At 51.3% G+C, this 22708-nt stretch carries 14 protein-coding genes; 2 read left to right on the top strand and 12 right to left on the bottom strand.

Going from position 1 to position 22708, the window contains the following annotated elements; translation table 11 throughout:
* Nucleotides 1–5 precede the first annotated feature (5 nt).
* From ACX1C1_RS05530 to ACX1C1_RS05550, 5 genes are all read right to left on the bottom strand, one after another.
* The gene (locus ACX1C1_RS05530) at nt 6–3290 is read right to left on the bottom strand and encodes an alpha-mannosidase (protein ID WP_458956133.1); all 3285 of its coding nucleotides are present in this window, start codon (nt 3288–3290) and stop codon (nt 6–8) included.
* A 32-nt stretch (nt 3291–3322) separates the two neighbouring features.
* A complete protein-coding gene (locus tag ACX1C1_RS05535; protein WP_458956134.1) occupies nt 3323–4771 on the bottom strand; it encodes a sulfatase family protein in 1449 nt (482 codons plus the stop codon).
* Nucleotides 4772–4868: 97 nt separating this feature from the next.
* A complete protein-coding gene (locus tag ACX1C1_RS05540; protein WP_458956135.1) occupies nt 4869–6266 on the bottom strand; it encodes an ABC transporter substrate-binding protein in 1398 nt (465 codons plus the stop codon).
* A 122-nt stretch (nt 6267–6388) separates the two neighbouring features.
* Nucleotides 6389–7282, bottom strand: a complete 894-nt coding sequence (locus ACX1C1_RS05545; protein WP_458956136.1) for a carbohydrate ABC transporter permease — start codon at nt 7280–7282, stop codon at nt 6389–6391.
* A 41-nt stretch (nt 7283–7323) separates the two neighbouring features.
* Entirely contained in the window at nt 7324–8229 is a 906-nt protein-coding gene (locus ACX1C1_RS05550; protein ID WP_458956137.1) for a carbohydrate ABC transporter permease, read from the bottom strand.
* A 237-nt stretch (nt 8230–8466) separates the two neighbouring features.
* Between ACX1C1_RS05550 and ACX1C1_RS05555 the strand changes: the two genes are divergently transcribed.
* Complete coding sequence (locus tag ACX1C1_RS05555; RefSeq protein ID WP_458956138.1) at nt 8467–10242, top strand: sensor histidine kinase; 1776 nt, start codon at nt 8467–8469, stop codon at nt 10240–10242.
* Complete coding sequence (locus tag ACX1C1_RS05560) at nt 10239–11273, top strand: response regulator transcription factor (RefSeq protein ID WP_458956139.1); 1035 nt, start codon at nt 10239–10241, stop codon at nt 11271–11273. Before ACX1C1_RS05555 ends, ACX1C1_RS05560 begins: the two co-directional genes overlap by 4 nt.
* Nucleotides 11274–11391: 118 nt before the next feature.
* Here ACX1C1_RS05560 and murA read toward each other — a convergent pair whose 3' ends face one another.
* From murA to nuoK, 7 genes are all read right to left on the bottom strand, one after another.
* Nucleotides 11392–12834: a UDP-N-acetylglucosamine 1-carboxyvinyltransferase gene (gene murA / locus ACX1C1_RS05565; RefSeq protein ID WP_458956140.1), complete on the bottom strand. Its 1443-nt coding sequence runs from the start codon at nt 12832–12834 to the stop codon at nt 11392–11394.
* Between the two features lie 287 nt (nt 12835–13121).
* Nucleotides 13122–13373, bottom strand: a complete 252-nt coding sequence (locus ACX1C1_RS05570; protein ID WP_458956141.1) for a DUF1146 domain-containing protein — start codon at nt 13371–13373, stop codon at nt 13122–13124.
* Between the two features lie 44 nt (nt 13374–13417).
* Complete coding sequence (locus tag ACX1C1_RS05575; RefSeq protein ID WP_458956142.1) at nt 13418–16612, bottom strand: S8 family serine peptidase; 3195 nt, start codon at nt 16610–16612, stop codon at nt 13418–13420.
* A gap of 714 nt (nt 16613–17326) precedes the next feature.
* Nucleotides 17327–18880: an NADH-quinone oxidoreductase subunit N gene (locus ACX1C1_RS05580; protein WP_458956143.1), complete on the bottom strand. Its 1554-nt coding sequence runs from the start codon at nt 18878–18880 to the stop codon at nt 17327–17329.
* Between the two features lie 3 nt (nt 18881–18883).
* Nucleotides 18884–20512 carry a complex I subunit 4 family protein gene (locus tag ACX1C1_RS05585; RefSeq protein WP_458956144.1) on the bottom strand — a complete coding sequence of 543 codons (1629 nt, stop codon included), beginning with the start codon at nt 20510–20512 and terminating at the stop codon, nt 18884–18886.
* The gene (gene nuoL / locus ACX1C1_RS05590) at nt 20509–22398 is read right to left on the bottom strand and encodes an NADH-quinone oxidoreductase subunit L (protein WP_458956145.1); all 1890 of its coding nucleotides are present in this window, start codon (nt 22396–22398) and stop codon (nt 20509–20511) included. The genes ACX1C1_RS05585 and nuoL overlap by 4 nt, the downstream gene beginning before the upstream one ends.
* Before the next feature lie 7 nt (nt 22399–22405).
* Nucleotides 22406–22708: an NADH-quinone oxidoreductase subunit NuoK gene (nuoK, locus tag ACX1C1_RS05595; protein WP_458956146.1), complete on the bottom strand. Its 303-nt coding sequence runs from the start codon at nt 22706–22708 to the stop codon at nt 22406–22408.

Consider the following 22708-nt stretch of genomic DNA (forward strand, 5'->3'; position numbering starts at 1 on the left):
TGTTGCTATGCGTATAGAACTTTAAGCGTCATTACCTCAAAGGGTCTAAACGTCAATGCAAGCTGATTCTGATCCGCGATAAGCTCTACAGCCTGCTCCTCTCTCATATTCGTCCTGTACACACGGTTCACCGAATCAAACAGCTGGAGCTGCGTATTCGTCGTTCTGCCGTAGGCTTCATATAGTCGGATGACGCAGCCGCTCCCGTCTTCTGCCGGTTTAATGGTATCGATCAGAATATTGTCGCTGCCCACAGACATCCATTGAGGAGGGAGAACAGCACTGCTTGGCGCAGACTGCCGGGATTGAACGACAAGCGGCCGGTTCTGCAGCAAGATCGATTCCTGAATGACTCCGCCCTCTGTCATGCGTCCCTGATGAGGAAGCAGCGCGTAAGTGAAGCGGCCGGCGCCTTCTTGATACACCGCATTATGGACGGTTGCATCCGCCATTAAGTTGATCCTTATACTGTCTTCCTTCATCATATGGTCATAACGAATATCATTTAGTAAGGCGATCCCGTAATCATCCTCAGAAACGTCGACGTAGCCGTGCGCCCATAGATGGGAGCGGTCTGCGTCCAGCTCATTGTTGGTTGATCTGGTTTGGGTATGGTAGCCGAACTGTATGCCCTGACTACAATATCGGGATGTGAGTTGAATCGGGAAGTCAGCCCATAACGACGTCGCCTCCCGCCATTCGATATCACAATCAAATCGCAATTGAGCGGAATCCTGACATAACAGCATGTATTGCACGATGCGCGATGCTCCGTACAGAAGAGTGATCTTCCAGCCCGCTCTGAGCGGTCCTGTCTCCACAATTTCGATAGATACAGCCGCCTCATCATATAACTTGCTAGGGCCATGCTCGAGCATCAGCGTATTCATCCTTCGTCCTTGCGGTACGAGCTCGCGGCAGACTCGTTTGTCGTACAACGACACAATGCGGGCTTGATCATCCACAGTCAGCCGGATATATCGATTCTCCATCATACGTTCACCAATTAGCAGTCTTTCGTCTACCCGTACCGACTCCGCCCCCGATGTCCCTGATGTCTCCGATGTCTCCGAGTTCTCCGATGAAGTCGGCTGAAGCACGGTATATCCGTATGCCGGAATAGATGGTAGCTCAACCAGTATCGAATCGGCATGAACAGTGCTCTGCTGGATGCTCAATGATTTGCCATCCGAATCACGCCATCCCGATACGCCAGAGGGCAGACTAATCTCTTGGACACCAGCTACGGCTGCCGATGAAGAATTGACAATAATTACGGCATGCTGCGGCGCCCCAATGAGCTCAGCGAGCTGATCCAATGCGTGTTGCTGCAATTGCTCCAATTCCGATCGAACCTCGGCATAACGCTCGGCAGCCTCCACATGCACTTCTTTGACGGATTGCTCTTGGCCGGTAATAATATCATGGAATTGATTGAGCAGCACTTGCTTCCATAGCCCTTCGACTCGTTGACGATTATAGACTTGACCCTGCCTCTCCAGCCATGCTCCCATAAATTCAATTTGATGCAGCAGTCGCTCAGCAGCCTTATTCTCCATTTTGTTACGGTGAGCATGACGGAACGTCGTACTGAAATCGACGTATATCTCGTCTTCATAGACGGGAAAGCTATCAAAGCTCTCCAGCTGCTTCCTGGCGCTCGTGGGCAGATCGGTTAGCTCTATCCTCGGCAGACCAGGAATTTGGCCCAAGGCACGGATCTGCTCCAGAAAATCTTCTACACCGCCTCCGCCGCCATCGCCCCAGCCGACAGGGAAAATCTGTCTGTTGGTCTGCTTCTTATGCAGAAACGTCTCCGCAACCCCATATATACGTCTTGGACCGGCATCCGGGGCGCAGTACGAGAGCGGGTCTCTGTCTCCCCTGGCCGGATGAAATTCCGGTATGTAGGGATATTCCCAGGCAGGGGTCGTAATACTGTTGACCAGTACCTCGCTGCCGTCAATCCCCTTCCATCGGAACAGCTGATGAGGATTTGTTTTGTCGGTCGTTCTCATCGCATAGAGCACAGGGATCAGGTCAAATCCGCGAATCAGCTGCGGAAGCGCGGGAGTGAAGCCAAAGGAATCAGGCAAGAACAGTACATGCTCTTTCACTCCAAACTCCTCTTCAAAAAACTTCATGCCAAGCAGGAGCTGGCGAATCAAGCTTTCTCCCGATGGAAAATGAAGATCAGGCTCCACCCACATGGCTCCATTGGCTTGCCATCTTCCTTCCCTGGCCTTGACCTTCAATCTCGCATACAAGTCCGGGTGATCCTGCATTAACGTCTCGTAATGGTAAGGGGCAGTATACAAGTATTGAAACTCCGGATAGCGGTCCATGAGATACAGATTGTTGAGCGCTATTCGTTCCGTTTTCCCCCGCGAATGAGCAACTGTCCATTGCCAAGCAGTATCATGATGGCCATGGAAGATCGTATCCAATATAAAGGAAGGCGTGCTGCCTGCTTCCGCGATTGTTGTCCGCACCTCATCCAGCACCTTGGCGGCCTGCTCCATGCGACTTCGGTGCAGACGCTCTGCATTGTCGTTATCCATGAACAGCCCTACGCATGTATGCAAAGCCTCACTTAATTGCTTATACGTCTCCGATTGCTCAGGTAGTATCGACTTTGCTTCAACAAGCGTCCGGAAATTCCAGTATAAGTCGTGAACGAATGGATCTCTTGCAGCTATTGCGACTCTGGAATATCCTCGTTTGGGCTGCTCATAGATGCCAAATGATTTCAGCACCACCCGATTAGGGGCATCCTGATCCAGCAGCTGCTCAGCAGCCCAATAGTGATGCCAACGGCCTAATGCTGCTTGGGCTTGACCATTGACATATATGGTTGTCTCAGGCCAGCCGTCCTTGCTGAAATCCAAAGGCTGAAGGACAAAAAACAGCTCGCCTGCTTCGCCGTCGAAATGCTGCAGTGGAGGAAGCTCAAAGCTATAGCCTTCTACAGTAAACCTGCCTCCCCTGCCCGCCTCTCCGACACCGATGTCTTCACCACACCAATCAGGGTGATCCGCCGCTTCCATGCCATGCTTCCACTCCGGCGCGTAAGCCATACGGTCGACCTCAAATAATATGCGGTGTCTCCTTCTATTCAACAGCACAATCACCTGTTTTTCAGCCTCCGTGAAGTGAAAGTGCGGGGTAATATGTCCATCCAGCCACTGATGGCCATTGACCAGGGCAAGACTGCCTTGTCGATATTGCTCCATCATTTCCTCCGTCAGCTTGCCTTGCTGTTCCTTGGTCGGTACAGATATATTCAACATTCGTAACGATCTCCTTCCTTGCAGCTTGTAAGTCAGCTATACATCCAATGAAGCTCATCCCAGTGTTCTGACCCGTCATTCTGCTGCGGCGAGCCCGGCGTGCTCCTGCCACTTGCAACATACGCCTTCAATAGCTCGCGCAGATGCTGCACGACATCGGGATAAAGCGCATAGACGTTGTCCCTCTCGCCAATGTCCTGATCTAACTGATAGAGCTGTATCGGCGGGGCGTCCTTCTCCTCATCGCCATGGCGCGGCGCACTCCAGCCCCCCGAGCCTGGACAGAGCTCCAGCTTCCAATTCCCCTGACGAATAGAGAAGCAACCAAATACCGAATGATGTACAATGGCTTCGCGGAGGGGTCCCTTCCTTGCCTCACCAAGCCATTCCGGCAAGTTGCTGACACTGTCTTCTCCGGCGCTGTCGGGCAGCTGTAGATGAAGAATGTCTGCCACTGTCGCCAGTAGATCGACTAGGCATACAGGCTCTTGCGAGACGCTGCCCGCTGCGATCCGGGCAGGCCAGTGCACCAGAAGCGGGATACGATGTCCGCCTTCATAGATATCTGCCTTATGCCCCCGATAGACATAGCTCGGATAGTGTCCATAAGAAGCCAGCTCATCGAAATCAGCTACAGGAGCGCAGCCGTTGTCACTTGTGAACACCACAATCGTATGCTCAGTTAGGTGAAGCTCCTCCAGCTTATCCATGATTTGTCCCACCACGTCATCTGTCATCAGCACAAAATCGCCATAGCTTCCTATGCCCGACTTTCCCTGAAAGGCTTCAGAAGGCAAGATTGGCGAATGAGGCGACGGCAAAGCAAAGTAGATAAAAAACGGTTCCTCAGCGCTTTCTTCGATAGTCTGCAGCACTTTCTCCGTGAACCTTGGCAGCACCTCTTCGTGCTTGAAGTTGGCTCCAGTAGGTCCTTCGCGCCAATAACCCTTCGGATCATCACAGCTAGTCAGACGATCAGGCGGCTCTGTCACTCGATCGTTTTCGATGTACACATACGGAGGCATATCGAGAGAAGCGCTGATGCCGTAGAAATAATCGAAGCCGTATGATGTAGGTCCGCCAAGGATCGGTCCTGTGAAATCCACCTCATCCTCGCCTTCCCCTTGCTTGCTCCAGTGCATACCAAGATGCCACTTGCCTATACAGGAGGTGCTGTAGCCGTTCTGCTGCATGAGCGAGGCAACCGTCATTCTGCCTTCCTCGATCAGAGGGGCTGAATACCCCCAGGTCACACCTTTCTTGAGTCGGGAGCGCCAGTTGTACCTTCCCGTCATAATGCTGTACCTGGATGGCGTGCATACAGATGACGAGGCATGGGCATCCGTAAACGCAATTCCCTGCTGGGCCAATTGATCAAGTCGCCTTGTACGTATCTTGGAGTTGTTATTGAAGCATGTCATATCGCCGATACCCATATCATCAGCAAGAATATAGATCAGATTCGGTTTCCGCCGCTCCATCACCTGAGCTCCTTTCGCACGTATCGAAATTACCCTGTTATTTCAATTGTTTTGAAAAAGAAGGCGTCTTGAGGGCGCCTTCTTCGTTCATATCCATTTACTTTTTACTGAAGTCCTCTGCTTTCACCGAGCCGTCTGTGACAGCTTGCTTGAAGGCTGCGTTCAGCTTGTCGCTCAGCTCATTTAATGTCGGATCAATCGCTTTGTCTGTAAAGATAAGCTCGATTAGCGTGTCTTTAATCGTTTGACCCTGCAGCTTCAAGAATCCAGTAGGGTCCGGCTGCACTACCTTATCAAGCTCTCCAGGTACAAAGCCTTTGAACTGCGTAACCCCTTCCGGCAGGAACTCATCCGTTTGGGCGGCAGGCAGAATGGCATTAATTTTGCCCGCTTTCTGCATCTTGGTAATGACGTCGGCTCCAAGCATATACTCCAATACTCTTGCCGCTTCTTCCGGATGCTTGGTCTGGGCGGATATTCCCCACGGCTTAGCTGTCGTCAACATATTATTGACGAGCTGCTTGCCGTCCTCGACAGGCAACATAGCAGGAGCCCAGTCTACAGTGGTCTTGAATTGTGTGTTCAGCGTAGCGATATCCCATGACGCGCCAATGTACATCCCGATTTTTCCTTCTGCGAAAGCCGAGCGCAGCGGATCGTTATCCAAATTCGCTGTTCCCGGGAACATCGAGCCATCTTTAAACATGGAACGATACAGCTCGATAACCGGTTTATACTTGATGGATTCATATTGACCCGTCGTCAGATTGAACAAACCATTACGTGTTAAATCAGCGTCTGAGGTCAAGGACAGCGGCTCCAGCTGCAGACCGACTACCGGATTCCATTTAAAGGCTGCTCCAAAGCCGTATGCTTCCCCGTTGGATGCCTCTGTAATCTTTTTGGCCGCTTCTCTGAATTCGCTGAATGTCACAGGAGGCTGTTCCGGATCCAGGCCCGCTTTCTTGAACAGCTCTTTGTTGTAGACAAGTCGAATTGTTGTTGCATAAGTAGGAACCGAATACAGCTTGCCATCAATAATCGATGCGTTGGGGATCAAATATTGTTTGTAGTTTTCTACAAGCTCAGCGCTTACAAGATCGTCAAGCGGCATCAGCTGATTGGCTCTTACCATCTTTACACCATCGCCGACGGCCAGAATATCCGGGGCTTCATTGGTCGAGAAAGCAATGGGAAGATTTTTTTCATATTCATCCGAGGCCAATAAGTTAAGCTCTACGACAATATCCGGATTCGCCGCATTGAAGCTTTCTACCGCTTGCTTCACATCCTCTGCCAAACCACCATTTTTGTCCCACATCTTGATGACAACCGGCTTCTTCACAGTCGGCTCCGGTGTTGCTGCCGGTGCTTTTGATGCTGTTGATGCTGTTGATGCCGGTTCATTGTTCCCTGTGTTTGCGCATGCTGTTAAGAGCAGGGTTGCGGTCATGGCCGCCATCATCATCTTTGACATTGCACTCATTCTTCTCATACCTGTCCCCCCGAAATAATTTTTTGGTAACGATTTCATTTTGACAATGTTCATTCTAATAGATCGATTGTTGAGGGTAAATGGTTCAAACTAGAATCTGTTGTCTTACAAAAACTACTCTATTACCCTTTGATCGAACCCTCTGTCAAACCTTTCATGAAATACTTCTGCATAAACAGGAACAACAGAATGATTGGCAGCAAGGACAGCATTGTCCCGGCCAGCATTAAATTCCACGCGCCTGCCGCCTCTCCGGAGCTCTTAAGTGCGTATACGCCAATAATAAGAGTTCTGAACTCTGGCAGCGACATGGTAAATACGAATGGTACCTGGAAGTTATTCCAGGAGGCTTGGAAGCCTAGTATAGCCACTGTCGAAAGGATAGGTCTCAGCAGCGGGAATACAATGCGCCAATAGATCGAAAAAAATCCGCAGCCGTCCATCTTGGCGGCTTCATCCATCTCGCGCGATAACCCCTCGCAAAATGATTTGATCAGAAAGATGTGTACAACCATCATACCTCCCAGCTGAACCAACACAATGCCGGGTATGCCAAGAAGCCCAAATTGCTTCGCAATTAAAAATTGCGGGTATAACGTTACCGTGCCCACCCCGAGAAAGATCGTTGCTGCAAAGGTCGCCTCAATCATCCGCAGTCCGGCGATTTGCTTGCGCGCCAGCACATAACCAAACATCGAGGAAAACAGGACATCAATCGTCACCACAGAGACGGCGACTATGATGCTATTAAGAAAATAGCGGGAAAAATTGCCCAACACCCATACTTCCGAGTAGTTCTCGAACCGCCATATGCGCGGCAGCAATCTTGCGCCGTCTGCCATCAGTTGATCGAGCGGCTTCACCGAAGCAAAGACGGCATAAACAATAGGAAGCAAAGCAAGCATACAAATCAGAATAATAAATACATACATGATGCCCTGCATAAACGGTTGGCTTGTCAATTTTATAATGGAACGTCTGTTTAATTCTGTTCCTGCTCCAGTATCCGTGCGCATCGTAAACTCCCTTCCGGTTCATTGCTGATAGAGGAATGTCCTCAGTGATGTGATTTCAGATTTCTTGACAGCTTGAAATAGACAAAGGAGACAAGCAGAATAATGATCGCTGCGGTTACTCCAAGAGCCGATCCATATCCGTATTGTGACGAATATTCGTTACTAAAGAAATACTTGAATACATAGGTGAACATTACCTCGGTCTTGCCGAACGGACCTCCGTCTGTCAATACCTTGATCAAATCGAACGACTTCAAGGTAAAAACAATCGCCAGCATGACAACAATCTTGATAATGTTGCCAAGCATCGGCAGCGTGATATGCGTGAATTGCTTCATGCTTCCCGCTCCATCCATAGCTGCGCTCTCATAAATATCCTTTGGAATCGTTTGCAAGCCTGCTATAAATAAAATCATATTCAGTCCCATGCCATGCCACACGCCTACGAGTATGACGCAAATCATCGCGGATACCGAGTTGCCCAAGTAATCGAACGGTGCATTGATCAGTCCGAGCGAGAGGAATAATCCATTGAGAATGCCGTCAAACGGGCGGAACAGGAAGAAAAAGATTAAACCCATTACCGCCATGCTCGTCACATGCGGCAAAAAAATGATCGCCCTGAACCAGTTGGATCCAAACAGCTTCCGATTCAGAATGACCGCCATTACCAATGCCAGCGGAATCTCAATGATTAGCTTGCCAAAGGCAAATATAAACGTATTGACGACCGACTTCCACCAGAAAGCATCCCCCCATACTACAAAATAATTTTCAAGACCTACCCAGCTCGGCGTTCCAAATCCCTCATACTCTGTGAAGCTCAAATAAACAACCCAGAGAATCGGGATCAGATTAAACATTAGATAAGGAATAATGGCCGGAACAAGCATGGCATAGGCTGTCGCATTCTCCCGCCTCACCCATTTCGGTTTTATCGTTCGCATCTTGAATGTCCTCCTGTCTTAGAATGTGAGAAACGACGGATCGGATCCATGTCTTGTTTTCATTTAACAAGATACAGAACAATTGCACCATGACCTTGAACACCGCTCCTTGTCTTACAAAAACAAATAATTGATGCGGTTACATTCTGCGAACATACATATATTTTCTATTGACAGTTCATGGATTTATAAGTGTAAAATGACATCATCAGTCCTAAGACATGAAGGAGCCGCGCTGTGGAAAAAAAAGAAGCCGACATAAAGGAACGTTACCTGAGGCTGTTCATGAATCGCTCTATCTTTATTCGAATGTTTTTGTCTATGGGTATTGTCTCGGTGATGGGCATCTTGATTGTTGTCACGTTGTCGCAGCAGCTATTCCAATCCATTCTGGTAGATATAGAGACAAAGGCCATTCAACGAGGGGTAGATCAAACGGGGGTCAATTTGGACAATCGCTTGATCGAGCTTAAGAACGATATGTTCCACTTTCTCGCCTATTCTGATAATGGGCCGCGATTGCTGGAGGCAACCCTGGACCCCTTTAATATTACGCCCGACATGGCCTATGCCGCCAAAGTATTAGGAGCCTTTCGCCAACGTTATCCCGGCGATATCGAGTCTGTCTTTTTCTACCGCGACGATGATCATTTCTTTCATGATTACAGTCTGACCATTGACCGGAATATCGACTATTCCTCGCAAGCCTGGTACCGCCATTTCACAGAGGGCTCGTCAGAGCTTTGGACAGAACCGACAACGGAAACGTTGTTCTACCAGGATAAGAAGCAGCCGACCATTCTGGCTGGCATGAGTCTCAAGAATGTGGGCACCAGGGACGGGATTTTTGTCGTCCGACTAAGCGCGAAGCTGTTTCGCGATGCGTTTGTCCACCTGGAGAGCGAGGATGTCCAGATTCAGTTGTTGAATAAAGAGGGACAGCTTATCTATACGTCGGCAACGATGCAATCCACTCCCGCCGCTGCCAGTCAAGCCGATTATATCGTCATGAGCTCCAGATTGGAGCAATCGGAGTTCGAAATCAGGATGACCATGAACCGGGCATCCATCATCGACAAGGTTCATCAAATGAAAACGATTAATATATTCGTCATTGTAACCGTTGTCATTTTTACCTTGTTATTTTCAAGCGCGTTAGCCCTGTCGTTGGTAAAACCGATAAAAAAGCTGCTTCGGCTAATGAGAAGGGTAGAAAAAGGGGATTTCGACGTGCGGTTTCCCGTTCGTTTCTCCGATGAGGTAGGCTTGCTTGGACATGGCTTTAATCAAATGGTTATTCGTGTATCCGAGCTTATCCATGAGGTATATGTCATTAAGATGGAGCATATGGAGTCCCAGCTGCAGCAGAAGGAAGCCACGCTTAAGGCGCTGCAAAATCAGATCAATCCGCATTTTCTGTACAATACGCTCGAGGTCATCAATTGTCATGCGATCGTTCACGATATACCGAGTATTAGCCAGATGAGCAAGGCGCTCTCTGATTTCTTCAGATACTCCATCGAGAACCATCAGATCGAAGTATCGCTGTTCCAAGAGCTGCAGCATGTCAAAACGTATCTGAAAATTCAGCAAGAACGTTATCCGGATATTGAAATCGATATTCGTGTACAGGAGGAGCTCTTGTCCTATTCGATTCTCAAGCTTGTTCTTCAGCCTATATTAGAGAATTGTTACGCTCACGGCTTCAGAGGAGATCGTGAATACGGCATTCAAATTTCTTCGGGATACTCCTTAACGAGCTATCAAATCATTGTCGAGGATAACGGAGAGGGGATGGAGGATGACGCTCTGCAGAAGCTGAATGCCTATTTGCATCAAAACACGGAGATGCCCATTGAGCCCTACAGCAATAGCAGCGGCATTGGGATCAGTAATGTGCATGCTCGTCTGAGAATGCATTATGGAGAGCCGTACGGCTTGACCTACGCCCATTCCGCATCTGGAGGCATTCGTGTTGTCATTACGTTACCCCCAAAGGAGATGAGGACATGAAGATTCTTATTGTGGATGATGAGGTCGTCATTCGGAAGGGTATTGCAGCCTTGCTGGTAAAAAACAACTCTATTGTCGATCTTATTGGAGAAGCCAAGAACGGTAAGGAGGCAATTGCATTAATCGAAGCCGAGCAGCCCGACTTAATCTTCACGGACATTCGGATGCCGGTCATGGATGGTTTATCCCTCATGGAGTATGTCAGCTCTCATTATCCAAAGATTGATAAAGTGCTGCTAACCGGATATGCCGATTTCCAATATGCCCAGCATGCGATTCGCCTTGGGGTCATGGATTATATTATTAAGCCGATTACACAAGAGAGCATAGACGGCGTCTTGTCCAAAGCGCTGTTCAAAAATCCGGCGCAATGGGCCGAGCAGCTGGATACGGATGTCGTGGTGGAGATGAGCAGGCATATCGCTCAGCTCGCTCGTCAGGTGCTGGCTGAGCACGCCGGGGAAGCTCGCAACAACCTGGAGGAATGGCGGAGCAAATGCGAGCGCTGGGGATTAAGCCTTACAGAGCTGAAACAGCTGATGGGGCACTTCCGTCTTATGTATCAATCCGAATTGCATCACCTTGGTCAAGAACCTGTCAGACATACAGAATCCAGAAGCCCGCAATCCTCACAGGAGCTGTTCGAGCAGTGGAACGCACAGATTCAGCAGCATATTGGGACGATCTCGCTTAATCGCGTCCCGAGAAACAAAAAAATTGTGGCCCAGGTGCTTCAGGAAATCGAGCAGCAATATGGCAATATCGACTTGTCCATTCATACATTGGCGGAACGAGCTGGAGTAACGGCCCCTTATTTGAGCAAAATGTTTCGGGAAATAATGCATCAGCCCCTTACACATTATATCAGTGAGCTGCGACTGGAGAAGGTTAAGGAGCGACTGCAGTCGGATATGAATACTCGTATCAGCAAAATTTCGGAGGAATGTGGATTTATCGATTATCCCTACTTCTCAAAAACATTTAAAAAAGCCTACAATGTCTCTCCTCAAGAATATAGGGAGAAGCATTAAGGCGTCTGATTGTTAGGTCAGCTATCAAGGGTACTTGATCCAGCATCAGACAACAAACAGCCGTCAATCCCTCCGGATGAAGGAATCGACGGCTGACAGCAAGCGCTGTGCTTCGGGCTTAAGCCCAGGTCGGCTGCACCTTAAGCACAGCGACTTCTTTCTCGCGCTTGTATGAAGCGGCTGGTTCGATGGCCGGAGCCGTTGTCGCAGCCTTGCTGACAACGGCAGTTGCTCCAGAGACCGTCGCAACAGCGACAGGCTCAGCGCGTTTCATATCCGCTGCAAGACTAGCCGGCTCAGCTTCGGAGGCAACACGACGAATATCTGCGCCAAGTGCTGCAAGCTTGCCCGTAATGTTAACATATCCACGATCGACGTGATGCAGGCCGGTCACTTCCGTCTCTCCGTCAGCTCTCAGCGCCGCGCAGATCAGAGCCGCGCCCGCGCGCAGATCGGTTGCGGTTACCTTCGCTCCAGTAAGCGGCAGGCCTCCTGTGACGATAGCCGAACGACCGTCTACCTTGATGTTGGCGTTCATCTTCTGGAACTCGTCAACGTGCATGAAACGATTCTCGAAGACGGTTTCGGTCACAACACTGGTTCCTTCCGATACTAGCAGCAGTGCCATCATTTGGGACTGCATGTCGGTTGGGAAACCTGGATGCGGCAATGTCTTGACGTCAACGCCCTTAAGCGCGTTCGGCGCCTTAACACGAATGCCATTGTCGCTTTCCGTAATCTCGACGCCCATTTCCTGCAGCTTGGAGATTACCGGCATCAGGTGATCCGCGATTGCTCCTTCGACGAATACGTCGCCGCCTGTGATCGCAGAAGCAATCATGTAGGTTCCGGCTTCTACTCGGTCAGGAATAACGTTATGTTTGGCACCATACATCCGATCGACACCTTCGATACGAATCATGCCCGTACCTGCGCCGCGAACTTTGCCGCCCATCGCGTTAATATAATTAGCGAGGTCCACGATTTCCGGTTCCTTCGCCGCATTTTCGATAATGGTCGTACCTTGAGCAAGAGCGGCAGCCATCATAATATTTTCGGTGGCTCCAACGCTTGCCACATCGAGATAAATTTTGGCGCCTTTCAAGCGGTCCTCTACGCTAGCCTCGATGAAGCCGTGGCCTAACGTAATTTCTGCACCCATGGCCTCAAAGCCCTTCAAGTGCTGGTCAATAGGACGGGTACCGATCGCGCAGCCGCCTGGCAACGAAATTCGAACCTTGCCGATACGGGCAAGAAGCGGTCCCATAACAAGGAAAGAAGCGCGCATTTTGCGGATGAGCTCGTAAGGAGCTTCGTAAGATTGAATAATCGGTGCGGAAATCCGCATTGTTTCTTGGTTATAAGTAAGACTGGCGCCCAATGAAGCCAGAACGCTCTGAATCGTCATAACGTCGTCGAGGAGGGGCACGTCACAGATGACGCTGTCTCCTTCCGTCGCTAATAATGAGGCAGCAAGAATGGGGAGCACTGCATTTTTGGCTCCGCTGACGCGGACCGTACCCGATAAGCGCTGGCCTCCGCGGACGATAATTTTGGTCATCTTGTGTCCCTCCGCGAATTGCAAATTCTGAATCATAAACTCATTGTTAAAGTCATCATTTGACAGACTTCGAGTAATCACTAAACTTCATCTTAACATCTGTCCGCATGAATCGACAAGGGGATATTTATTTCCAACTTTTTACCCTTCCGCCCCTGGTTTACCGCCGTTATGGGGAGTTCGCCAGTTCCTAATACCGGATAAGGTTACCGCCTAGAAAGGTTATCGACATATGCCGTCAACATTTGAAGTTATGTATTACCCATTGTTGACATGTTTCGCACTTGTTATTCGACAAAGCTGCGCAGCATGATGCTATAGCCCCAATATTGGAGGATGAACCCGGCAAACAAATGACCAATGGCTACAGCAAGCACTACCTGCAGCATTCTGGCCTTAGGCCGGCGGGGAAATTGGAAGAAGGTTTCCCACTTGACCTCTTGAAGCAGAAACCAAGCCAAAAATATGCTCAGCAGCTCCACAACGATCGAGAACAGCCCCGCAATTCCCGTTTCCCACATCCCAGACCATTCCGTCACAACAATCCCTCCATCAAACATCCAGAGCCTTTCCGGATATCACATTATACATATCGATTTAACAGCGTCGCGAACGATGCCCTGCTCGCCGTTTCGTTAGGCTTATACAGATTAGATCCTACGCCCGTGAGCTTGCCGTCCTGCTTCATAGCCGCCAGCATGGGGGCATACCAATCGTACGGAGACACATCATAGAACGGGCGTACGTTCTGTATTTGTGTCTTCAACCCTTCGGCATTGCCGATGATGATGGCCATCTCTGCCCGAGTAATCGGTTCATCAGGCTTGAACGTCCCGTCAGGATATCCTTTGACCCAGCCCTTGGCCACAGCCTTGGCAATGGCATCCTTGGCCCAGTGCGAGCCGGCATCCTTTAATGAGGTGCCCGCTGACGTCATGACAATCGGGTTATACGCCTTGACGACCATCGTGACGGCTTCTGCCCTTGTAATGGTTCGATCCGGCTCAAATCGGTAAGGAGAAGCTCCATTTATGATGCCCCTTGTTTTCAGACTGACGATAGCGTCCTTCGCCCAATGGTTCGATATGTCCTGAAAACCCGCTACCAGCTCATCTACTTTTAGTTTTACACGGTAGTAATCATTCTGAAACACTTGGTTTGCCGTGATCTTTACGTAATAAACGCCAGTGGCAAGCACCCCGCTCCTCGTCTGAATACTGCCTCGCCCTTCCGTTTGTCCCGAGCCAACCAATTTCATCCGTTTGTCGTAGTACTCCAGCTTGAGCTTCACACCTTCCGGCACTCCTGTAACGGTTAACCCTGCAGTACTTTCTTTCGTCAATCGGAATTGGAACCAGTCTATATCATTGATCTTATCGATCACGCCTACATACTCTGTTCCCGCCTTCATCAGCAGTCCTTCATAGGACTTATCATTCGGCTCGTTAGGATCAGTCAATGCTGGCAAGAAGTCCAGCTTGAGGGTGTATGTACCCAGGACCGGACTTGCGTCCAAAGCGATCCCATTGTGAATACGAATATAATATTTGCCCGGAGTGACAGATATGACCGGAGTTTCTTCGGAAGCGCCTTCTCCGCGATCATCATAGACGGTCAACGCTTGACCGTCCTTCTGCAAGGACAGACCAGGATCAATTCGCGCCGTATTGGTGCTGACAGACAATTGAAGCTGTCCACTTTGCTTGAAATCCACGACAAACCAGTCGCGATCGGCTTGCTTGTGAAAGGTCCCTGATATGGACCCGCTTCGAGGCTGAATCGAATAAGCGCTGCCCAGCTGATCGTTCGGCTCATAAGCATCCTCTGCGATGACGAGGGATGTCGTCAAGGTGTATGACATGGACTGATTCTGAGCCGGGTTGCTGAATTGAACCTTAACGAGACTTCTGCCCTTCTTGGCTTTGAACTCGATCGATTTGCTAGCAAGCTTGGTATCCTCTTCGCGCACCAGCTTACCGCCTTCATAATAGCCAATACGTACAGCAGGCGTAGATGCACCGCCAGCGACCAGACCCTCGTATTGAAGGATGAACTTGCCGTCGTAAGGGATATCGACCGTATACCAATCCTCATCCTTGGCTGTATTCAGCGCGGCACCGTACATGGCGCCAATCGGCAAAACAGCAGCCGTTGCACTCGAATTATTGGGCTCATGCGCATCCTTGGACAAGACGGCGGTAACTGCCTTGCCAACTTGGAGCAAGCCGTAGCCGGATTTGTTATCGAAGCCTCCCGGTCCCATATCCCTTGCAGTCTGACGAAGCAGCTCTCTGACATCATGAGGCTTTAAGGTCGGATTCTGGGCCATGACAAGCGCAGCAGCAGCGGCAGCTTGAGGAGCCGCCATCGATGAACCTTCCTCATACTTATAGCCGCCGCCTAGCGCCGTTGTATAAACGTTCCAGGGAGCCATCAAGTCGAGCTCCGATCCGGGATTGGAGCGCGGATCAGCCGTGCGATCCGCCCTCGCGCCGCCTACAGCGAGCACAGTTGGATAAGCAGCAGGGTATTTGACCGAGGCCTTCGACCCCAGAGTAACACCGTCATTGCCAGCTGCAGCAACGAGCAATACCCCTTGTTTCTCCGCATAATTAACGATATCTCTCATATAAGGAGATTCACGATGCAGACCGACGGACAACACCACGATCCGGGCTCCTTTCTTGACGGCATACAGAATAGCCTCTCCAAGATCCTCTTCTGTCCCGTCTCCCCACTCATCAAGCGCCTTGATCGGCATGAGCTTAGCATTCCATAAGACGCCCGACACACCGACGCCATTATTGCCGGATGCGGCGAGAACGCCAGCCACGCTAGTACCATGACCGTTGTCATCCTCCGGCGGCGTGCCGCGTTCGACTAGATTGACGCCCTCTACCAAGTTATTTTTGAGATCCGGGTGGTCAAGATCCACGCCGGTATCGATCAACGCTATCGTAATACCAGAATGGTCGCGTACTGTCTTCCATGCTTCCTCGGCGCCGATTAAAGCCAAATGGGCCTGCTTCGCCAGCTCAGGATCGTTGGCTTTGATGGTTTGCTGTCTGGCTGCCGCCTTCGCGATATCCGGCGTCGACGCCGGAGCCGCGGCGACATCGGAGTTAGAGACATCAGAGTCAGGGACATCAGAAGCATCAGGGACGTATGAAACATCAAAGTCAGAGACATCAGAGTCAGGGACGTCGGCGCTCTCGCTTGTCTCCTGCCCACCTCCACCTGGAATCCATGTGTGGGATTCCGGTGCCTCGGCAGGAGCGCTCCCTGAAGCAGCGGATGTCGCTGCAGCTTCAGCAAGCACGTGCACCCCGCCACTCGGGTGCACGTAAGCCACCCCCGGCTCGCCGCGCAGACGGCGCAGCCAAGCCTCCACGTCCTCGCCAGCCGACGCGGCGGGACGCACGACCTCCACCGCCGCGTCCGGCTGGCGGCGGAGCACCTCTGTCCCGCGCAGCTCATGCGCCTGCGCGGGATCGTCCCAGCGGAGCAGCCAGCTCTGCGGCTGCTCTGCAGCGCTTGCCGCGCCGCCTGCAGCAAGCACGGCGGCTGGCTGCGCGGCTCGCGCGGGGGCAGGGCTGGCAGACGCCAGCCCTGCGAGCGCGACGCTCGCGAGGAGCAGCGCGAATAAGCTGCGGCGAACGCCGCCTCGCGCTTCGTGGACAAGACGACGAGCGCCTCCCTGGAGTGTGAGGCGCTCGTGGCGCAGCTGTGTCATCGAATTCGATTGTGTATGCTTCACCCAATTACGGAATATAATCATCTTGTTCTGCCTTTTTGCGTATTTCTGTAGTCATTCGACTTCAACACACGCAACCCCTTCTTTTAGTCGCACAAAAACAGGAAGCAGACGGGTTAGCCTGACTTCAACTTTCTTGTGCCTAGCCTGAGGGTCAAGAAGCGCACTATCTAATAATAAATACTCTCCCTTCTTTATACCTTCGTTCACTCCACAAGGTTTCGGTCCGTCATCAACTATTTATTCCGCCACTACTAAACTGCCGTTATGAGCCACGTACTCGCGAGAAAATATTATGTTCGAAGATCATGCATGCGTTGCTAATCAGTTTGGCGTATTGTCATTCTTTTGTGACGTAACGTGACCTGATAGAATCTGATTTACTCCGTATCGTTTCTCTCATACTCCCCTGGTCTCTCATGTACAGCCGTACAATCCTTCTTCACCCATTTTGATGCGCGTATTTATCCAAAGTTTTAGATATGCACCAGCTCCGAAACACACAAGGTGAAACGGCTATCGCCGTCTTTGGCGGCGCAGCGCGTTTCATTCCGAGAATTCTAAGCTCAGATAAGATGCAAAAACTTATAAATTCTTAGAATTTAAAAAACGCCAGCGAACTCGTTATCACACGATAACGAACCCGCCAGCAGCGTTTAAAATGACGTTATTTGTTTTGACCGCCTACCAATGACGAGTGGTATCACCTTTCATCTCTTCATCTCTTCATCATGCCCTTCATCCCCCACCAATGAAATCGCCGAGGAATGAGAACACGCTGTCGATACCGCTGACTAGCAGCCCGGGATAAACACCTAGCAGCAGCGTGCCAGCTGCGCAGAACCAGATCACGATGCCGACAGGCGGCGAGACCTGCATAGGTGCTTCACCGCCACTTCGCATGAACATCTGACGAATGAGCCCGAAGTAAAAATAATAAGAGATGACGCTGCTGAGCACGATCACCGCAACGACCCAGTACGCTTTTGCGCTCGCCGCGCCAAGCAAAATGAACAGCTTACCGAAGAAACCTGCCGATATCGGCAATCCCGCAAGGGATAATACTAATATGACCATCGCTGCTGCTGTCCATGGCGCACGGTAGTACATACCCGCAAACCCCTTAAGCTCCTCATGTCCCGCCGATCGGCTAACAACCGTCACTACCGCAAACGCGCCTATCGTCATCAGCAAGTAGGCAACGAGATAGAAGATAAGCTCCGTTACATTGTTGCTATGAACGGCAGTAATCGACAGACCGATTGGCACGAGCATGTAGCCGGCGCCCGCCACACCAGACAGCGCGAGCAGACGTTTCGTCTGCTTCTGCCGAAGTGCAGCAAGCGTACCTACTAGCATTGCAATGACCGCAACAAGCAGCAAGGCGAAGAATATATCATCGCTCACACCCTTGCCCGATGCATCAATCGCCGCGAATAACTCCGTCGAATAGAGGATCCGCAGCGCAACCGCAAGCGTAGCGCCTTTGGATACAACGGCCAGCAGCGCAGCGATTGGAGTCGGAGCGCCTTGGTACACATCCAGTGACCAAGCATGGAACGGCGCTGCCGCGATCTTAACCGCAAAGCCCGCAAGCATCATACCGAAGCCCACATAAACAAACGCTTCGTACTGCTGAACAGCGGCCGGGAGCGCCTCGCCGATCCCGCTCAAGGTGACGGAGCCTGTTATTCCGTACAGGTACGACATTCCGAATAAAATAAAGGCCGATGATATGCTGCCGCTCACAACATATTTGAACGCCGCTTCGGCAGACAGCTCGTTCTTGCGGCGCATCGCAACAAGGATATAACTTGTAATGCTGAGCAGCTCGAGACCGATGTATAACGTGACGAGATTGCCTGATGAAGCCATCGTCATCGCACCGATTGCGGCCGGCAGCAGCAAATAGAAGTATTCGCCTTTATCCGTAATCGCCTCGTCTCGCGAAGCCGTCCCTAAGCCAAGCAACACGACTAGCGACGTCCCAAGCAAGAAGATCAGCTTCATCAGACTGCCGAAATCATCGATTCGATAGCTATCGCCGAGCAACGACAAGGTCTTTGCCGCTCCTGCTCCTTCGTTCATGTCAATCATTCGCAATGCGACAAGCAGCCCTGCTGCCAACAGACTGACAAACGTTAATCCTCCAATCCAGGATCTGCTCACACGCCGAGGCAAGAACAGATCCAACAAAACGAGCAAGATAAAACATAAGCCAAGCAGCAGCTCGGGAGCCATCAGGAGCACGTCAGGCCATGTCAACGGCGCAAATCCCGTATTATCCGGCATCGGTTAACCCCCTGACCTGATTGTGAATAATTGATCCATAAATCCGCTAACGCTAAGCTGCAAAGTATCCGTAAGCACGGATGGGTAACAGCCAAGCAGGATGATAAACGCAAGCAGTACGATCATCGGCAGTGCTTCGATAAACCTGGCGTCTTTAAGCACGATATGCTCTTCGCGCAGCGTGCCGAACGTAATGCCAAGCACACTCCGCAGCACGTACGCCGCGGTTAATATAATGCCGATTACCGCAACAGCTGTAAGCCAGCGCATCGACTCGAATAATCCCAGCAGTGTAAGCAGCTCGCCGACAAAGCCGGATAGACCCGGAAGCCCTAACGAAGCAAGTCCCGCCGTGAGCAGCATCCCGCTCATGAACGGCATTGACCTCGCCAGTCCGCCCAGCTTCGTGAGCTCGGTTGTCGCCGTCCGCTCGTACAAGCTGCCCACTATCAAGAACAGCAGCGCCGAGATCAAGCCGTGCGAGACAAGCTGGAATACCGCGCCTTGTAAACCAATTTCGTTAAATGCCGCAAATCCCAGCAGAACGATTCCCATGTGGCTGATCGACGAATAGGCGAGCACAAGCTTGAACTCCGTCTGGCGGAACGCAAGAACCGCGCCGTACAGCAAGCTGATGAGTCCGAGTGTGGCGAGCATGACTGCCGACTCCCGCGCTTGCTCGGGGAAGAGCAGCAGCCCAAAGCGCAGCAAGCCATACGCCCCCATCTTCAGCAGCACACCTGAATGGATCATGACAATCGCCGGCGGCGCTTCCGTATGTACCTTGAGCATCCATGAATGGAAGGGGAACACAGGCAGCTTGATACCGAAGCCAATCAGCAGCAGGATAAAAATCGTCCAAGCCATCCCATCGCTCATCTCGAACGGATTAAAGCCGCCTGCCGCCGCATCGCTCAGATTGACCCAAGCGCTGGGATCGGCCAAATTACGAGCGATATCACCGTAGCTGCCGCTATAAATCATCTCGAAGCCGCCTGCCGCCTCCTCGATGCGGAAGCCCGCCGTGCTAACCAGTATTACAAATGCGATCAGCATCAGCGCGGAGCCTATGCCATTGTAGATCAAGAATTGATTGGCTGTCCGTTCCCGATTGTAGTACCCCCAAATACCGATAAGGAAATACATCGCAACGAGCGTGATTTCGAAGAAAATAAAGAATAAGAACAAGTCGCGTGCCATAAACACGCCAAGCATACCAGTCTCCAGCAGCAAGAACCATCCAAAAAACGCCTTCTTGCGTTTCTTGACATGAATGGCTGCGAGCGCCGCCATTGCCGTTACGAGCGCCGTCAGCAGAAGCAGCGGCATCGACAGGCCGTCGACACTAAGCGTATAACGGAACGAAAATAGGATGTCTGTTCCGCTTTGCAAATCGCTGTTGATCGGCACTTCGAGCCAAGTCGCATCTTCGCCGTACGTGACTCCGCCCTTATGCTTGTCGTAATCCACATACAACCAAAGCGACAACACCAATGGAATGAACGTCGCGAGGATCGCCGTGACCGTCATCCAGCGCTGACGCTCTTTGGGCAACAGCAATAGGACGATAATTCCAATTAGGGGCGTCACGAGTAAGATTGACAAAATGGGAATATCGGATAGCACGCTCATGACAGCAGCCTCCTTCCGATTATTGCGACAGCCAACACGATGACGCCTATGATGGCGGCAAGACTATAGGTCTGTATGTGCCCGTTCTGCAGACGCAGCGCGACTTTGCCCGAATAATCCGCAGCGGAACCTGCGAGCTTGACCAATCCGCCGACGATGTATGTGTCGAACAAGGCGAGAACGCTGCCAAGCGCTCGTAGTCCGCGGACAACAATAAGCTCGTATGCCGCATCGATATAATAACCCCGCTCAAGAAGACGGACGAGCCAAGGGGCGCTCTCCTTAACAGAAGCGGAACGCAGTCTCCCCGAGCCATAGAATAGCCAGCCTAGACAAACGCCAACTCCGGCGGCCACAATCGATAACACCATGGCAACCGCACTGCCATGCTCCGAGGCTTCTTCGCCAGTCAGCCAGCCGCCAAGCCAACCGTTCCAAGGCGTCTCTACAAAACCGGCGACGATCGCCGCTGCCGCCAGCACGATCAGAGGCACGGTCATCGTACGCGGTGATTCCTTTGCCAATGACGGAGCTTTGCCGCTCTCCACGCTCGACGCCGATTTGCCAAGGAATACGAGTACAAATGTCCGGGTCATATACAGTGCCGTACATAACGCCGCAGCTAGACCTACTGCAAAGAGGAACGGGTTCTGCTCCAGTGCGACAGCCAATATGGCATCCTTCGACCAGAAGCCTGCAAGCGGCGGGATGCCGGCTAACGCGAGCGCCCCGATGCCGAAGGTCACCGCCGTTACCCTCATACGTGTAAAGAGACCGCCCATCTCCTTGATGTTCTGCGTATGAACGGCATGAATAACGCTCCCCGCTGCCAAGAACAGCAGCGCTTTGAAGAATGCATGCGTGAATAGATGGAAGATGCCGCCGGTCCAAGAACCAAGACCGATCGCCATCATCATGTACCCGAGTTGACTAATCGTCGAATATGCCAGCACACGCTTGAGATCGGTTTGCGCAAGCGCGATCGTTGCGGCAAACAACGCCGTAAAGCCGCCCGTGTACGCCACTACGTCACTCGCGAACAAGGATGCCTCCAGAATGGGGAATGTGCGTGCGAGCAAATAAACGCCAGCGGCTACCATCGTTGCGGCGTGAATCAGTGCACTGATCGGCGTTGGCCCTTCCATGGCGTCCGGCAGCCACACATGCAGCGGGAATTGACCCGATTTGCCTACGGCGCCAAGGAAAATAAGCAGCGCAATAACGGTCGTGATACCCGAAGCGATAATGCCTCCCTGACCTTCAAACACGCTCTCGATCATCGTAAAGCCCAGCGCATGATCCGGCATATACCAGAACAACAGCAGAATCCCAATCAATAACCCTGCGTCTCCGATACGAGTGACGATAAACGCCTTTTTGGCCGCGGCCTTGGCTGCGGGCTTGGTATACCAGAAGCCGATCAGCAGGAATGAACACACGCCAACAAGCTCCCAGAAGATATATAAGGACAACATGTTATCTGAAAGTACAAGACCTAACATTGCAAATGTGAATAACGATATGTAGCCGTAGTACACGGTAATCCGATCGTCGTTTTTCATATAGCCGGACGAATACACATTGACCAGCAACCCGACGAACGTAATGACAATCAGCATTAGTGTAGTTAAATTTGTTACCTCGAAGCCGATCTCAAGCGTAAAACGACCGATCGAGATCCAATCGAAGCTGTATTCGTAGTCGATCGCGTTCGGTCCCAGCCGCTCTATCAGCACTAGGATCGACATCACGAACGAGATCAGCGAAGCTAGTGATCCGATCAAGACGCCAGCCTTGCGATAATTCCTTCCCAGCGCCGTGAGCATAAGAAACGCGGCAAGCGGAATGAACGGAATGATCCATGCTGCTTTCGTATAAAAGTCCATATCCGCTTCACCTCCTCATGGCATTCATCTGTTCGACATCCACGGTTCCGCGCGCCCGGAATAACGCGATCAACACCGCTACAGCGACAGCGGCCTCAGCCGCGGCGACCGTAATCGTAAAGATTGAGAAAATTTGACCCGTCAACGATGGCAGCGCGCCATGTTTGGCGAATGCAACCAAGTTCAGATTAACGGCATTCAGCATTAGCTCCAGTGACAAGAGCACAATAATCGCATTCCGCTTCGCAAGAGCGCCGTACAGCCCAATACAGAACAAAATAGCGGCTAGGGTCAGATAAGATGGCAGCAT

The organism is Paenibacillus sp. strain BS8-2, assembly GCF_054483835.1.